The organism is Butyrivibrio proteoclasticus, assembly GCF_900115735.1.
Lineage (GTDB): Bacteria > Bacillota > Clostridia > Lachnospirales > Lachnospiraceae > Butyrivibrio > Butyrivibrio proteoclasticus_B.
In genome coordinates this window covers 210,973-226,872 of record NZ_FOXO01000002.1, presented here as the reverse complement: position 1 = coordinate 226,872, position 15,900 = coordinate 210,973, and the positions used below count along the sequence as shown (strand labels likewise).

Annotated in this window: 10 protein-coding genes; 1 reads left to right on the top strand and 9 read right to left on the bottom strand. The window is 37.3% G+C overall.

All coding sequences use genetic code 11. The annotated features are described in order from the left end of the window. Window positions 1–4: 4 nt before the first annotated feature. Together BM146_RS02210 and BM146_RS02205 are read right to left on the bottom strand one after the other, a co-directional pair. Window positions 5–883, bottom strand: a complete 879-nt coding sequence (locus tag BM146_RS02210; protein WP_022773966.1) for a hypothetical protein — start codon at window positions 881–883, stop codon at window positions 5–7. Between the two features lie 17 nt (window positions 884–900). Further along, complete coding sequence (locus BM146_RS02205; RefSeq protein ID WP_074883691.1) at window positions 901–3,168, bottom strand: response regulator; 2,268 nt, start codon at window positions 3,166–3,168, stop codon at window positions 901–903. Between the two features lie 201 nt (window positions 3,169–3,369). Here BM146_RS02205 and BM146_RS02200 point away from each other — a divergent pair, with 201 nt between their 5' ends. Next, window positions 3,370–7,623, top strand: coding sequence for a 2-hydroxyacyl-CoA dehydratase (locus BM146_RS02200; RefSeq protein ID WP_074883688.1), 4,254 nt, complete (start codon window positions 3,370–3,372; stop codon window positions 7,621–7,623). Between the two features lie 191 nt (window positions 7,624–7,814). Here the strand turns inward: BM146_RS02200 and BM146_RS02195 are convergent, their stop codons facing one another. From BM146_RS02195 to BM146_RS02165, 7 genes are all read right to left on the bottom strand, one after another. After that, window positions 7,815–9,443 carry an IS1182 family transposase gene (locus tag BM146_RS02195; RefSeq protein ID WP_074883686.1) on the bottom strand — a complete coding sequence of 543 codons (1,629 nt, stop codon included), beginning with the start codon at window positions 9,441–9,443 and terminating at the stop codon, window positions 7,815–7,817. A gap of 323 nt (window positions 9,444–9,766) precedes the next feature. Then, the gene (locus BM146_RS02190; protein WP_074883682.1) at window positions 9,767–10,246 is read right to left on the bottom strand and encodes a hypothetical protein; all 480 of its coding nucleotides are present in this window, start codon (window positions 10,244–10,246) and stop codon (window positions 9,767–9,769) included. Between the two features lie 115 nt (window positions 10,247–10,361). Then, entirely contained in the window at window positions 10,362–11,186 is an 825-nt protein-coding gene (locus tag BM146_RS02185) for a polysaccharide deacetylase family protein (RefSeq protein WP_074883679.1), read from the bottom strand. Between the two features lie 13 nt (window positions 11,187–11,199). Further along, the gene (metA, locus tag BM146_RS02180; protein ID WP_074883677.1) at window positions 11,200–12,165 is read right to left on the bottom strand and encodes a homoserine O-acetyltransferase MetA; all 966 of its coding nucleotides are present in this window, start codon (window positions 12,163–12,165) and stop codon (window positions 11,200–11,202) included. Window positions 12,166–12,185: 20 nt separating this feature from the next. Further along, complete coding sequence (ligA, locus tag BM146_RS02175) at window positions 12,186–14,207, bottom strand: NAD-dependent DNA ligase LigA (protein ID WP_074883676.1); 2,022 nt, start codon at window positions 14,205–14,207, stop codon at window positions 12,186–12,188. 42 nt (window positions 14,208–14,249) lie between these two features. Next, window positions 14,250–14,963 (bottom strand): pseudouridine synthase, encoded by a 714-nt coding sequence (locus BM146_RS02170; RefSeq protein WP_143087401.1) that lies wholly within the window; start codon window positions 14,961–14,963, stop codon window positions 14,250–14,252. 81 nt (window positions 14,964–15,044) lie between these two features. Beyond that, the gene (locus tag BM146_RS02165; RefSeq protein ID WP_074883668.1) at window positions 15,045–15,887 is read right to left on the bottom strand and encodes an adaptor protein MecA; all 843 of its coding nucleotides are present in this window, start codon (window positions 15,885–15,887) and stop codon (window positions 15,045–15,047) included. Between the last annotated feature and the right edge of the window lie 13 nt (window positions 15,888–15,900).

Below are 15,900 nucleotides of genomic sequence, written 5' to 3'. Positions count from 1 at the left end.
TCCTTTATTTTACATGCTGATGTGTAAACAAATGATCCTGGCAATACTCATAATTGCCATTACATTTGGAACAGAATCTGAATTCCAGATCCGGATACTCAGCTTCTGTACGTCCACAAACTGCACATTTATGTCTTGTTATGCCCTTAGGCATCATCTTTGATGCATTGCGATATTCTCGCCTTCTCTTTACCTCTTTTGGTCTCAAATGACTGATCTTGCCTGTCTGCAAGTAGAAAAGAAGCAAATTGACAAACTGAAATACAATAGCAAAAAATACAAAATAATTGCTATTGGCAACGCCTGTAAATGCATTATATGCAAGCAGCGCTGCATAGAAATAGCCAAGATATTTAACTTTTATAGGAATGATAAACATCAAAAGAACCTGCACATCAGGGAAGCACATTGCAAATGCCAAAAATACCATTTCCTGAATATATGAGGTACTGAAATAGATTGAAAAAGCGCTCATGACTGTGCCAAGAGCATCACCATCAATTCCAAAAAAGAACTTGTACACAAGCATAGTTGCAAATGATGCAATGATCATAAGCACAACGCCTCCTAAGATAAAGACATTGTACCTGAATGTTCCCATTGTTCTTTCCATACTTGTACCAACAAAATAATAAAAGAACAAAGTGATTATTATAAGGATATTAAAAGAACTTGGCGGAATCAGAAGCCACGAAACAAGCCTCCAAATTTGTCCATGTAAAATTGCGTAAGGATCAAGAGTTAAAAATCCAAGGATATTTACACTTGGCGGAGCAAGCTGTAATACATATCCCAAAACGTAAAGTCCAATGATATACAAAGTCAGGTTTGGAATTGCATATTTTCCAAACTTTCTTTCCATATTGTTCAAAAATTCATTCATAGAAAATCCTCATTCTGTCATAATATTATGCCTGATAATTTATCAAGTATAGCCTTTACATCATAAGGCTTAGTAATAAATCCATTCATGCCGGACTTGATTATTTTTTCTTTTCCGCTCTCAGATTCATCGGCGGTGATCGCGATAACAGGAACTTCTGACCTTATATCGTTTTCCATATCTCTGATTTTCTTAATAAACAAGTACCCTTGAATATTTCTGTCATCTACATTGATCAAAACAGCATCAAAATATCCTGAAGGAGCTGCCTTGACTTTCTCATAGGCATCAAGTCCATCGTTGGCAATCTGAACTTCCATTCCGGCTTTTTTCATAATATCGCTTGTAATTGTCTGATTCGGAAGTGTATCCTCAACAATAAGAACTCTTTTGCCAAAGAAATTGTAAAGGCTTAAGCTATCGTCTATTTTTACCTGACCGCTCTCAAAGCTGCTTATATTAAGAATATTATTAAGAATTGTTGTCAGCTCTTTACTGAATGAGCCCATCTTAGCAAGGTTATTCTTAATATTTGTAAGATCATTCATATTCTCTGAAATCCTAATAAGAGAAACAATATTGTTGATTGGCTCTCTCATATAGTTATTCATCTTATTAAGGAAAACAAACTTCTCCTGGTTTACAGCTTCAATCTCACGCTTTGCATCTTCTTTTTCACGAATACGCTTCCTGTTTATACGCACTGAATAAAGCAAAAGTAAGATCAAAATGGCAAGAATAATTAAAAATACAATAAATGCACCAATAAAATTCTCTCTCAAAACATCTTTGAAGGTGTATTTATACATGTCGTCGGAATAAACTGAACCAAGATTATTGACATACTCTGTTCCTGCTCTGCTCAGTCCTCTGTCAATAAGTTTCAAAAGTCCTTCATTACCAATCTTTACACCAAAGCACATGTCGTCTGCGTATCCAAGCTGCCTGAACGAAAGTTTTTCGTAATCAGGTTTTTTGAGCATTGATGCAGTTCTAAGGCCATTTAATGTCGTATATGTAGCTTCACCCTTTAATACAGCCTTAAGGCACGCATCAATGGATGGATAATACTCTATTGTAGCATCTGGAAAATGATTGGCAATGTAATAATATTGAAGCTTGTTGCTTTCATTAACTGCAAATATCTGCTTTGAATTATCATAGTAATTCGTAGAATATATCAGATCTGTAAGCGTGGATATAACAGGCTTTGATATGAACATGCCATCTTCCTCAGAGAAGAAAAGGCCTCCGCCAACAGGAAATGCAAGTTCAATTTCTTCATCATCCATAGCTTTAACAAGTTCATCGTATGTATCAAATCCAACATACTCAATAGCAACTGTTTCATATCCAAGCTGCTTAAACAAATATGGAACAAGCTCTTTAATTAGCCCTGTTACTTTGCCATCTTTTGTAGTATCACTGTATGGAAGATAATTATTAAGATATCCGACTGCTACACTTTCATGTGAAGTAAGCCATTCTTTTTCAGAGCTTGTAAAGGCTCTGCTGGCCAACGACTCAGGATAATACTTATTTCTTAATACACTTATATAATCAGGATACTCTAAAAAGAGCTGACTCTGAGCTTCATTAAGTTCTTTTAAAAGATCCGGTCTGTCTTTACTTGTGCAGATAAAATAGTCTGTTTCGCCAAATGGATAAAGTGTTTCAGCGTGGCTTCTGTCGTATATACCATCGCTTTCACCTGCGAGTGTATCAACTTCCCTCTTGTCAAAGGCCTCAAGAAGCGCATCATAGTCTGAAAATGTAACAACATTAGCAGCTATATTTTTTTCTTTCAGGAAGTTTTCCAAAGCAACTTTGATAGCACTATCAAGTACTCCTATACTCTTACCTTTGAGAGTAGTCGGGTTTGTGGTAATAGTATCATCGCCCTGGTGCTTGACAATACTATACTGCTCTGTGCCCTGTGGCTTATCAGGATATGAAATAAGATGGCTGCGGCTTTCTGTATAAGCAAGACCTGCAACAAGATCAACATCACCATTTAAGAGCATGTTGTATACTGTTACAAAATCGCCATAGATATATTCATAGTTCCATCCGGTATATTCAGATAGTTTTCGATAGTACTCATAAGCGTAGCCGCTTTTGACTGCCTTATCTGAAGCACCTTCCTGAAATACTTCATTCTGATAATAACCAACCCTTACAGTCTTGGTTACACTCTTCCCCGCAGTTCCCTTGATGCTATTAAAATTAAAAACAAAAATAACTGATAATAATAACAGAAAAAGTCGTTTTGTTTTTGATTTCATAAATAATAATCCCCTTCATATGCTCATACAGAGTTATCATAACACAAAAACTCCCATAAGCGAATGCAGTTTTTTAAATTTTATACAATTTATCATAATTGATTTTTATATGGCACTGCATTATAATCATATAGATTGTCTTTAGCTACATTTAATTAGAAGATATAGCTTAGCAATAGATTTAGAAGTTGAGGTTAAAATATGATTTCAAAGGACTACATATTAGGTATTGATATTGGTTCCACCACTGTTAAGGTGGCCCTTTTGGATAACAATCACAAGATTATTTTTTCTGATTACAAAAGACATTTTGCCAATATTCAGGAGACATTATCAGATCTTTTGCAGGAAGCTTATAAAATAAGCGGCGATATAACTATCCACCCTGTCATAACAGGATCCGGCGGACTTACACTTGCCAAGCACCTGGAAGTTCCTTTTGTACAGGAAGTTATAGCTGTTTCTACTGCACTTAAAGAGCTTGCTCCAAAAACTGATGTTGCAATTGAGCTCGGTGGTGAGGATGCCAAAATCATTTATTTTGAGGATGGAAATGTTGAACAGCGTATGAACGGTATATGTGCCGGTGGTACAGGTTCATTTATAGACCAGATGGCTTCTCTTTTACAGACAGATGCTAAAGGTCTTAATGAGTATGCCAAGAATTACCATTCTCTTTATACAATAGCTGCAAGATGTGGCGTTTTTGCAAAATCAGATATTCAGCCACTTATAAATGAAGGAGCTACAAAGGAAGACCTTTCTGCTTCCATTTTCCAGGCTGTCGTTAACCAGACTATTTCAGGCCTTGCCTGTGGTAAACCAATAAGAGGACATGTAGCATTTTTAGGTGGTCCTCTTCACTTCCTTGATCAGCTTAAAGCTGCCTTCATTCGCACACTTAAACTTGATGAGGAACATACGATTGAAACTGACAATTCCCATCTCTTTGCTGCTATAGGTTCTGCCTTAAATGCCAAAGAAGATGTTTCATATTCTATGAATGAAATGACTGATAAGCTCTCCCATAAAATAGTTATGGAAGCTGAAGTTTCACGTCTTGACCCTCTTTTCAAAAATGAAAATGACTATTCTGAATTCAGAAACCGACAGGACAAATATAAAGTTAAAACAAGAAAGCTTGATGATTATAAAGGAAAGGCTTTCCTTGGAATCGATGCCGGTTCTACTACTACAAAATGTGCACTTATCAGTGAAGACGGAGATCTTCTTTATTCATTCTATTCAAGTAACAACGGAAGCCCATTAAAGACAGCCATCTCATCTATTCAGGAAATATATAAGCTCATGCCGGAGGGTGTCTCAATCGCCAGATCATGTTCAACAGGTTACGGTGAGGCGCTTCTTAAGTCTGCACTTTTACTTGATGATGGAGAAGTTGAGACGATTGCTCACTACAATGCCGCTGCATTCTTTGATCCTAAGGTTGACTGTATCTTGGATATTGGCGGACAGGATATGAAATGTATTCATATAAAGAATAATTCAGTTGATTCTGTTCAGCTTAATGAGGCATGTTCATCAGGTTGCGGTTCTTTCATTGAAACCTTTGCCAAATCTTTAGGATATAGCGTTCAGGACTTTGCTAAAGTAGCTCTTTATGCAAAATCTCCTGTTGATCTTGGAACAAGATGTACTGTATTCATGAATTCTCGAGTTAAGCAGGCACAGAAGGAAGGTGCTGATGTCTCAGATATTTCATCAGGTCTTGCTTATTCAGTAATTAAAAATGCTCTCTTTAAAGTTATTAAAGTTTCTGATGCCAAGGACCTTGGCGAACACATAGTAGTTCAGGGCGGAACTTTCTATAACGACGCTGTACTTAGAGCATTTGAGATTATTTCAGGTGCTGAAGCTATTCGCCCTGATATTGCAGGAATTATGGGTGCTTTTGGTGCTGCACTCATCGCCAGAGACAGATATTTTGAGACAAGCGACTATAAAACAACAATGCTTGGTATTGAGCAGATCAATAAACTTGAATACACAACAAGCATGACTACCTGTCAGGGATGTACAAACCACTGCCGTCTTACAGTTAATAAATTCACAGGCGGAAGAACTCATATTTCAGGTAACAGATGTGAAAGAGGTATCGGCAAAGTAAAGAATGCTGATAACATCCCTAATCTTTTTGATTATAAATATAAGAGAATATTTGGATATGAGCCACTTGAAGCTGATAAGGCAAAAAGAGGCAGCGTTGGTATACCAAGAGTTCTTAACTTTTATGAGAACTATCCATTCTGGTTTACTTTCTTTACAAAGCTCCAATATAAAGTTGTTCTTTCACCAAGATCAACACACCAGATCTATGAGCTTGGTATTGAATCAATTCCAAGTGAATCAGAATGCTATCCCGCCAAATTGTCCCATGGACATATTGAATGGCTTATAAGACAAAAGGTTGATTTCATCTTCTATCCCGGACTTTTCTATGAAAGGGAGGAAGTTGAAGGCGCAACCAACCATTACAACTGCCCTATTGTTACTTCATATTCAGAAAATATCAAAAACAATGTTGAAGCTATAACAAATGGCGAAGTTAAATTCAGAAATCCATTTATGGCATTCACAAATCTTGATACAGCTACTGCAGCTCTCGTAAAAGAATTTTCTGAGATTCCTGCAGAAGAAGTTATCGCAGCTGCAAAAGCAGGCTGGGACGAAATGCAAAAAGCAAGAAAAGACATCCAGCAAAAAGGTGAAGAGACACTTAAGTGGATGGAAGAAAATAATAAGCACGGTATTGTTCTTGCAGGAAGACCTTATCATGTAGACCCTGAGATCAATCATGGCATTCCTGATATGATCTGTTCTTACGGCGTTGCTGTTCTAACAGAAGACAGCGTTTCACATCTTGGCAAGCCAGAAAGACCTCTTATTGTGTCTGATCAGTGGATGTATCATTCAAGATTATATGCTGCAGCAAGCTACGTAAGAACAAGGGATGACCTGGATCTTATCCAGCTTAACTCCTTTGGTTGTGGTCTTGATGCCGTTACTACAGACCAGGTAAATGATATTCTTTCCGGTTCAGATAAGATTTATACATGCCTTAAGATTGATGAAGTAAACAGTCTTGGAAGCGCAAGGATCAGAGTACGTTCTCTTTTAGCTGCAATTCGAGTTAGAAAGCAAAAAAATACTCAGAGAACAATTCGCTCAACAGCTAATAACAGAGTTCTTTTCACAGAAGAAATGAGAAAGAACTATACAATACTCTGCCCTCAGATGTCTCCTATTCATTTTGATATCTTAGAGCCAGCTTTCAGAGCTTGTGGATATAACTTTGTTGTAATGCAGAATGATAACAGACATGCGATCGATATGGGGCTTAAGTATGTTAATAATGATGCCTGTTACCCTTCACTTTGGGTTGTTGGTCAGATTATGGATGAGCTCCATTCCGGTAAATACGACCTCAATAGAACTGCTGTTATCATGTCACAGACAGGTGGCGGCTGCAGAGCAACAAACTATGTAGGATTTATAAGACGTGCTCTTAAAAAAGCAGGTATGGAACAGATTCCTGTAGTTTCGCTTAACCTTTCAAAGCTTGAAGCGAATCCCGGCTTCCACATTAACTTTGAAATGCTTAAAAGAGCTGCTTATGGTGCTGTTTTTGGAGATATTTTCATGCGCTGTGTATACAGGATGAGGCCATATGAAAAGGTCAAGGGATCTACAGAAGCCGTTCATGAGAAATGGAAAAAGAAATGTATCGACTTCGTATCATCCAAGCATATGAGCTTTACAAAGTTCCAGAAAATGTGCCGAGAGATTATTGAAGACTTCGATAAAATAGAGATAACAGATGAAGTAAAGCCAAGAGTTGGCATTGTAGGTGAGATTCTTGTTAAGTTTGCACCGGCAGCCAATAACCATCTTGTTGATCTTCTTGAAGCAGAAGGTGCTGAGGCAGTTGTTCCTGACCTTATCGATTTCATGCTCTACTGCTTCTACAACCAGATCTATAAGGCAAAAGAACTTGGAACTTCCAAGAAAACAGCTGCTCTCATGCGTGTAGCAATTTGGGCTATTGAAAAGCTTAGAGGCGGTGCAACAAAAGCCTTTGAAAAGAGCATACACTTTGAACCACCAACAAGTATCTATAAGCTTGTTGAATATGCAAAACCTATCGTAAATATCGGCAATCAGACAGGTGAGGGATGGTTCTTAACAGGAGAAATGGTTGAACTTATTAAAGGCGGTGCTTCTAATATCGTTTGCACACAGCCATTTGGATGTCTTCCTAACCACGTTGTAGGTAAAGGTGTTATCAAACAGATGCGGCACATGTATCCTGGCTGCAACATAGTTGCTATCGACTATGATCCGGGTGCTTCTGAAGTAAATCAGCTTAACAGAATCAAGCTTATGCTTTCTACAGCTCAAAAGAAGGTTGACGATAAAATGAAAAAGGCTATCTAATGAAATAGTGTGCAAAATATAAGGGGCTGTCGCTTTAGATGATTAAATCATCTGGGCGAAGCCCTTTTTCCATACCATGAATTGTGGATTTGAGGAATGGATATCTTTCCTGTTGTCAAAAATAGTGTACTTTAATAAGCCGATGTACTAATCGGGGCAACGTTGACTTTTCTATTTTGAAGTATCAAAAATTATGAGGTTTTTTTCAATTCAAACAGGTGTGTTCCGGTTCGCTCAGAAGCAATCTTGTGATGCAGCTTATTTATGTCATAGCCGATTGCCAGAAGTATGCTCTGTGCAAGAACATTTTCTTTTCCACGATACAGATATCTTCTGAAGTTCATGTCTTCTTTCACGTTTGCGAATGATCCTTCCGCCTGAATACTACGGTTCATTCTCAGCTGAGTTCCGTAATCGCTGGTTATCCGTTCAAGACATTCTGCTCGTTTTTCTTCCATTTTTCTTGAAACGGAAAGCTTCTTGTTTCTGTCTTCAAACGCGGTCTTGCAGTTATTGCCTTTAATACAGTCTTTCTTGTATGGACAGTTGTTGCAGCTTTCGCACTCATATATAGTTACTTCCCGCTGATATCCCGTTGCTGTTTTTTGGGTTCTCTTGGATACTGCAGTGAGCTGTTTGCCATTTCTACATATGTAGCTGTCTGATTCGGGATCATAGTCCATGTTTTCACGTCTGCTAATGTCATGCCGGAACTTTCTTGTTTTCGAAAGCTCATAATTCTGAGGCTTGATGTATGCAGTTTGCTCATTTGATTCGATAAATATATAATTCTCTTCACTTTCATAGCCTGCATCAGCAACGATATTTTTATACTTGAATGTAAGATGTTCCTCCATGTCTTTAAGGAACGGAATCAGCGTAATGGTATCTGTTGGAGCCGGGAATACATTCAGCCATGTGACATACTCTGAATCCACTCCATGTTGCAGGTTATATGCTGGCTTAAGCTGGCCATTGAGCATAGCATCTTCCTTCATCCTCATGAATGTTGCATCTGTATCAGTCTTTGAATAACTGTTTCTGGTGCCACATACATAAAGTTTATGGTTGTATTCTTTGAGCTTTTCTATGTGTTCTTCAAGTTTTTCTATTGAACGCTGGAGCGGAGTCTTTCTTTTTCCAATACCATGCACGAACTCAATCCCTTCATCATCCTTGAGTTTACAAAGCTTCTTCCTAAGCCGTTTCAATGTATGTAATGAGATTTGGTTGTTATAGACTACTTTTATCCCATAGAGTTCTTCACATTCGGCACAGAAAACACATATCTTTTCAGTCAGCTTTATCATGTTTTTTGATACAGCTTTCTTCCATACAAAGGTATACTTGTTGGCCACTGACTCTATCTTGGTTCCGTCAATGAAGATGTTTTCGCCTGAAATCTCACCAAGTTCCAGCAGTATGGTTCCTACCTGTGCCATGATCTGCTTGGCGCACTGTGAGAGATGAATTGATATAAATCTTGCTATGGTGGAATGATCAGGAGCAGGTGCTCCGTCTAGAAGGTACATGAAATTAATGTCTCTCTTGCAGGCAGACTCAATATCACGACTTGAATAGATTCTGTTCATTGCAGCATAGATCACAATCTTAAGCATCTGACGCGGTGAGGCCTGATTCTTTCTGATTCTGTCATAAGTCTTATAAAGATCAGAAAGATTCATCTCCTCCACAAATGCACTAACCAGGCGCACCGGATCATCAGAGGGAATAGATATTTCTATGTCGAGCGGAAGTTTGATTTGATGATACAAGGAAGATACTGTATAATCTCCTTGTAAGATTTTGTTTAGTTGCATAAACTAATTTTACAGCAAAACCAGGCTTTTCGAAGTCTGGTTTTTGTGTTGTTATGTGAAGATATTTATTGACATACCAGCCCCTCGGACGTCTGTACAGAAATGTGCAGTTCTCGGACGAGGATGATGATTTTCAAAACGAAGAAAGCATCAAATGCCGATTTCTCTGAGCAACGTCGAAATGAGGCATTTGATGCTTAATGAGTTTTAGAAAATCACACCGTAGACGAACACAAACATTTCTGTGCAGATGCCTGAGGGGCTGGGTGCCAAGAATGCTGTCACACTAAATTAGTGCGACAGCCCCTTATATAAATACTCAATTATTTAAATTTGGCATTTAATTTTTCGATGGCATCTTCATGACGCTGAATAGCGAAGGTTGCTGATTTTGTCTTAAGCTCAGCATTCATACGTTTCTTATGAATCTCATTAGCTTTTACATAATAATCGTAGATATCTTCATCTTCAAGCTCAAGAAATTTATCAGCGAAACAACCTGGAAGCACAAATTTTTTAACAACATCATTAAACTTCACTTCTATGTACTTACCATCTTGAGTGATGACTGTGCCTTCACCAAACTTTTTATGTGTAACAATTAGATTAAGGGCAGATCTTTCACCAAGTTCTTTTTCATCCTGATCAAGTGCATCAAGCTCATGATCCAATTCTGTCTGAAGAGCCTTGAGCTCTTCTATCTGTTTAGCATTTTCTTCTAGCATCTCTTTAGTCTTCTTTGTAGGTTTCTTTTTTGTATCTGTCTTTACTTCAAGGTCATCGTTCTCAACATTAAGGGCCATATGATAATTCTCCTTGTCTAAACTATCTCCAATAAAATAAACGACCTAACATATATATTTTAACTTATTTTAATAGAAAAAACAATGATAGCGATGCCCTTAAAATATTATAAATTTATAACGTAGATGTTAGTCCTGGTTTGAGTTCGATATGTTTTTTATCAACTTCCAACCATACACTTATGGCACTTGGATTATATGCAAAATCTCCATTTACAGATACCTGTACTCTTGATGCAGCATCCATATAATCAACAATCTCGATATTTGTTGCATACCAAATATCATCTTTTTTTCCAACTTTTTTAGCAAAGTTCTCGATAACATGCCAATTATTATCGATTTCAAATTCATAACTGTGTCCCCATACATACATCATGTACAGATACTGTGTTTTATGAAGATTAATAAATTCTTCAGAAAGTCTATCCAATGCTTCATTTTTGTGACTGCATGTAGGGTTCCATCTAAGATAATCAGACGGCATCGAAAATCCTAAAGTTGAATGAACTGTTCTTGCATGTCTGATACCACATGCCTTTAAAGCATCAACTACATTGTCATCACATGAACCATTAGGATATGCGAGCCCCCTTACAGTGTAACCTAGTGCTTCTTCAAGCTTTCTTCTATCCTCTATTACCTGAAGCACCATCTGCTCCTTGGGGCTTCTTGCAATCGTAGGATGTAAGACAGTGTGACAAGCAACTTCATGTCCCGTATAAAGGTCTTTATACTCTGAAACTGGAATACGCTCATCATATGCATTAGTATATGGTCTGTCTACAAGGCCTGAATTAACATTAAAAGTTCCCTTAAGTCCATACTCATTGAATAATGAAACAAGTCTTCTGTCAGCAATTTTGCCATCATCATAGCTAAGTGTTAATACTTTGTGTTTTCCTCCCGGAAAGCAGGTATAAATATTCCTAAGTTCCATTTTTCTCCCTCACTTACATTATTTTAGTCAGCATCTTAGATGCGAGCTTTCTTTTTTCTTCGTCTAATATCTGTCCCCATTGATAAGGTGTGTTTTGGTATACGTAGTAATTTAACCAGTTCGTGTAAAGAATATTTGCATGACTTCTCCATAAAAGATCCGGCACATTTTCAGGATTATCATCAGGATAATAATTAATAGGCATTTTGATATCAAGGCCTTTTGACAAGTCTCTTTTATACTCACTATCAAGAGTTAATCTGTCATACTCTGCATGTCCCATTGCAAATATCTGGCTTCCTGATTTATTCATGCAAAGGAAAATTCCAGCCACATCAGATTCTGCAAGAACAACAAGATCCTCGCAATCATGAATTGCCTGTGAAGGAGTCTCTGTATGCCTTGAATGAGGCATTGAAAACACATCATCAAATCCCCTGACTAAAGGCACTTTCCTGTTCATTACCCTATGCTTGTAAATACCAAATCTCTTTTCAGGCAATGGTTTTTTATCTATTCCATAGTGATAATAAATTCCTGCCTGTGCTCCCCAGCAGATGTGGAATGTTGATGTTACATTTGTTTTTGACCACTCAAATACTCTGCAGAGTTCATCCCAATAGTCAACTTGTTCAAAATCAAGCTGTTCAACTGGTGCACCCGTTATAATCAGACCATCATAGGTATTCTCCTTTAACTCATCGAAAGGATGATAAAATCTGTTAAGATGGTTAGGCGACGTATTTGATGAATGGTGGGAACTCATTTGCATAAAAGAAACATCAATCTGCAAAGGAGTATTGGACATAGATCTAAGTAACTGTAATTCAGTATCTTCTTTTAATGGCATAAGATTAAGAATACAGATCTGTAAAGATCTGATGTCCTGATGCAGGGCTCTGTTCTCATCAACAGCAAATATGTTTTCCTGTTCAAGGATTTCCCTCGCAGGTAGATCATTTTTAATCTTAATTGGCATTTTTCATCACTCCGTATTATTTATTTGATCATGTCTAAAAACTGAGCTTCATCAATTACTTTGATTCCAAGATCATTGGCTTTTGTAAGCTTACTTCCTGCAGCTTCACCTGCAAGAACAAGCGATGTTTTTTTCGATACGCTTCCTGAAGCTTTGCCACCGTTTTTAACAATGAGCTCTTCTGCCTCTTTTCTTCCAAGAGTAGGCAATGTTCCTGTAACTACAATGGTCAGACCTGAAAGTTTATCAGATGCATCTTTGTCTTTTGTAACAACCATATTAAGCCCCATCTTTTCCATCTCATCAATGATAGAAAGATTGTTCTCATCATGGAAGAAATCATATAAATCCTCTGCTGTAGTCTCACCAATATCAGGAATCTGTAAAAAGCCGTCCTTTGAAACTTTCTTAAGATCAAGAAGATTGTCAAAATGTTTCATGATTTCTCTTGCTGTTGACTTACCGACATTTCTGATAGCAAGTCCAGTAAGAAGTCTTACCGGATCGTTTTCTTTTGACTTTTCTATTTCCGCAAGAAGCTTATCAGTATTTTTCTCTTTACCGATAATTCCCTTTTCAATCAGAACATCTCTATGCTCAAATAAATGGTAGATATCAGCATAGCTTTTTAAAAAGCCTTCTGAAACAAGTGCTTCTACTAGTGTATCACCCAGTCCCATGATATTCATGGCATCTCTTGAAGTAAAGTATGAAATTGTTCTTGTAACCTGGGCAGGGCAAGTAGGATTAACACATCTGATATCAGCAGTATCTTCTTCTCTAAATAAATGGCCGCCACAAACAGGGCATTTATCGGGAGCTTTATATACAATTTCTGGTTTCTTCACGCAGCCGTTAAGCTTTGGAATAATCTCACCGCTTTTGAAAAGCTTGTACTCACCACCAACTCCAATCTGCATTTCATTTATATAGTCCTGATTATGGAGAGTTGCTCTTGAAACACTGGTACCGCAGAGCCTGGCAGGCTTACCGGTTTCCTTGTCGTGGAAGCTGCCGGTAAATGTAAGCTTGCCGGTTCTTCCCACATCTACAAGGATTTCATCCATAACAACAACTCTTTCTTCAGGCGGATACTTATATGCTATATGTCCGCTGGAGTACTTTGAACCTGATGGAAAATCATTTCTCCACTGAACCTGATCTATTTTTATAACAGCGCCGTCCAGGTCAAAATCCAGGTTTTCTCTCATGTCACCAATTGTATCAATAGCATTTAAAACATCTGCTGCTGTACTGCATTTTTTGTGAAAAACAGTCTTAACACCTGCATTTTCAAGTATATCAAGTCCTTTACAATGGGACTGCATAAGTTCCATTGGTCCATCCTGGATATTAAAAATGAACATCTTAAGGCCTCTTGATCTTGTAATTTCAGGATCAAGTTGTCTTAAAGTTCCGGCTGCCAGGTTTCTGGGATTAGCAGAAAGCTTTTTGCCAAGCTTTTCCTGCTGCTCATTGAATGTATCAAAACTTTCGTGTGACATATATACTTCACCACGAAGCTCAAGATAATCATAGGGAAGTTCAAGAACCTGCTTAACATCAGGTATCACAAGAGCATTTAAAGTAACATCCTCGCCGATAAGACCATCGCCTCTCGTCTCTGCAAGAGAAAGATGAAGTTTGCCATCAGATTCATCTTTTGTATATCTAAGCGACATACTAAGACCGTCAATTTTCTGTTCAACAGAAAATAAAGCATCGGGATGCATAAGATGTACCTTCTCTATCCAGGCAGAAACGTCTTCTTTATTGAAAACGTCCTCAATAGAAAGCATAGGTACATTATGAGTTACCTTAACTCCGGCTTCTCTCTTTGTAGTTCCGCCAATAATCTGGCTTGGAGAAGTCTTTGTAACAAATTCAGGATTTTCCTTTTCAATTTCTTTAAGCCTCTGCATGAGTTTATCATACTCATAATCTGAGATTTCAGGCTCATCCTGATTATAATATAAATCCATATGATGTTTGATTTCTTTTACCAAATCATCATATTCTTTCCTGATCAATTCTTTATCCATACAAACTCCCAAAAAACTATAATACTAACAGTATATTATTATTTATCTGGCAATTCCAGCATCTTTATAGAGTTTTTTTACCACCTGTTCTGAAAGAACCACATATTTCCCGGGTCTTAGATCATAGTCCTTTAATTTCACGCTCATAACTCTTATTCTTTTTAGTTTAACTACATTTGCTCCTAAAGCTGCACACATTCTTCGGATCTGTCTGTTAAGACCTTGCGTAAGGATGATGTTAAAAGATCTTTTGCCTGTCTTTTTTACTTCACAGGGCCTTGTTCTTCTATCAATTTCCTCTAAATACATGCCCAAAGACATGGCTTTTAAAAAATCTCCAGTCACATCTATATCTACAGTGACTTCATACTCTTTCTCATGCTTCATAGAGCCTTTCATCATCGCATTTATAAGTTCTCCGTCATTGGACATAAGAAGAAGTCCCTCTGAATCTTTATCAAGTCTTCCTGCATAGGTAACTCTTTTGTCAAAACCAATATCTTCTATAACTGTCTTTTCTGCATATTTATCTTTTTCAGTACAAGTGACACCAACCGGTTTATAATATGCGATCACTATCTTTTCATCTTGAAGCTCTATCTTTTTGCCATCAACAAAAACAATATCATTATTAGTTACATCAATACCAAATACTGCTTTCTCACCATTTATAGTGACTCTTCCTTCATCTATTAACTTATCTGCCTCTCTCCTGGAGCATACGCCGCAGCTGGCAATGTATTTATTTAATCTCATGAAAATACCTAACCACAATAATAATTTAAAAGTCGAGCATATATTCGTCATATACGCTCGACTCATAATTCATTAGTTTTCTTAAACTTGCGCCAAAGAATTTATTGCATCATCCTTAATGATCAGGTCATAAGACTCACGGATATGTGCGATCACATGCTGATTTGATGCCTGAAAATGGCCAAACTCATATGCCATTGTAAATAGTGACGCAAATACTTTTGGTTCTTCATCAAGTCTCTTTAAATCCAGATAATACTTGCCATCCTTCTCATTTTTATAGAGAGAGCTTGAAATATTAAGATCTGAAGGTGCCTTTTTACAAAACTCAATAACAGTATTGATATTGCCAAAAGAGAAAACATATTCGTGGAACTTAAGTCGCTCTTTATCTTTGTTTTTCTTGGAAGCACTGTTTGTGATCTTATCTGCTTTCTCTTTATTATCAGCAGCTGAAGTATTCTGATTTATCGGAATCTTATCATGATTTTCAGCCAAACCAGATTCTTCCATAATATTTTTTACGGAATTGGTAAACTGTTTCAGGCTCTTCAAGTATTCATTTAATCTGTTTATTCGGTCTCCGTTTTCTGAGTCACCGATATCTTCCAATACATTTTTAGGTATTGTGATTCCAGCTTTTTCAGTAAGATTTTTAAGTATCTCGCCAAATGAAGCTGAAGCATTTTCAGAAAGTGTCAAAGAAATGGAGTGATCAGGTAAAACTGTAATCTGCATAGGCATAAATGAACCGGTTGGCTTATAATCAACCTCTTCCTGAGCCTTGCGCATTACATCATGTAAAAAATCCATTGCTTCTTTTTTCTTTTCAAATAAATCCTCGAGCTTGATTCCCTGCTCGTCCATATCATCTTCTGTGATGATACAAGTTACGGTATCCTTATTGATTCTTTTAAATTCCATTAAATACTTATCC